Here is a 995-nt window from a genome sequence, read left to right as displayed (position 1 = left end):
CTCGCTTCCGCGGTCGCTGTGCATGATGCAGCCGGGCTTCAGGTCGCCACGGCCGGCGGCCATCTTCAGGGCGTCGGTGACCAACTCGGCGCGGTGGTGGTCAGCCATCGCGTACCCGATCACCTCGCGTGTCGCCAGGTCGATGACTGTGGCCAGGTACCACCATCCCTCGATCGTCGGCAGGTAAGTGATGTCGCCGACCAACTTGGTGCCGGGCCGGGCCGCGGTGAAGTCGCGGCCGACCAGGTCCGGGGCTGGGGCGGCCTTGGTGTCCTGCTTCGTCAGGTGGCGGCGCCTGCGGCGGGTGATGCCGCGGATTTCGCGCTCGCGCATGATCCGCTCGACCCTCTTCCGGTTGATCGCATGGCCGCCCCGCCGCAGCTCGGCGTGCACGCGCGGGGCACCATAGGCGCCCCGGGAGGCGGCATGGATCTCCCGGATCCGACCGGCCAACTCATCCTCGGCGCACTGCCGTTCAGCAGCGGCCGGCCGCGACGCGAGCCACGAGTAGTAGGTAGAGCGGTTGACGCCCATCACGCGACACAGCCGCGCGACGCTGTAGCCGCCGGGGTTCGCCTCGGTGGCCTTCTCCGCATCGATGAAGAGGCAGACATCGCCTACTTCACGATCTCCTTCGCGAAGAAGGCCGCGGCTTTTACCAGGATCTCGTTCGCCTTCTTGACCTCGGCCAGCTCGCGGCGAACGCGTCGCAGCTCCTCGCGTTCATCGGTGGTCAGCGCGCCGGCCGGCCCCTCGCCCCGGTCTGTCTTGTCCTGCTTCACCCATCCCCGCAGCCCCTCGGGACTCACACCCAGCTCCCGGGCGATCTCGGTGACGTTCCGATGCGGCGAGGACCGGACGAGCGCGATCGCGTCCCGCTTGAACTCGGCCGTGTACCGCTTGCTCATGTTGCTCTTACCGCTCACTATCAGGACTGCTTCCTCCGGGACTCAACGTCCCAGTATCAGGCTGTCCAGTTCAGTGGGGGAACTTCA

2 protein-coding genes are annotated in these 995 nt (G+C 67.8%); both read right to left on the bottom strand.

Features of this window, described 5'->3' with window-relative positions; translation table 11 throughout:
- The coding region (locus KV557_RS41885) for an IS3 family transposase (protein WP_218207370.1) at nt 1–600 on the bottom strand (600 nt) is incomplete at its 3' end.
- 17 nt (nt 601–617) lie between these two features.
- Nucleotides 618–908 carry a transposase gene (locus KV557_RS41880; RefSeq protein ID WP_218207369.1) on the bottom strand — a complete coding sequence of 97 codons (291 nt, stop codon included), beginning with the start codon at nt 906–908 and terminating at the stop codon, nt 618–620.
- Nucleotides 909–995 lie beyond the last annotated feature (87 nt).

Source organism: Kitasatospora aureofaciens (genome assembly GCF_019192735.1).
GTDB lineage: Bacteria > Actinomycetota > Actinomycetes > Streptomycetales > Streptomycetaceae > Kitasatospora > Kitasatospora aureofaciens_A.
The sequence above is the reverse complement of the archived record's forward strand: the minus strand, read 5'-3'. Positions and strand labels throughout refer to the sequence as shown.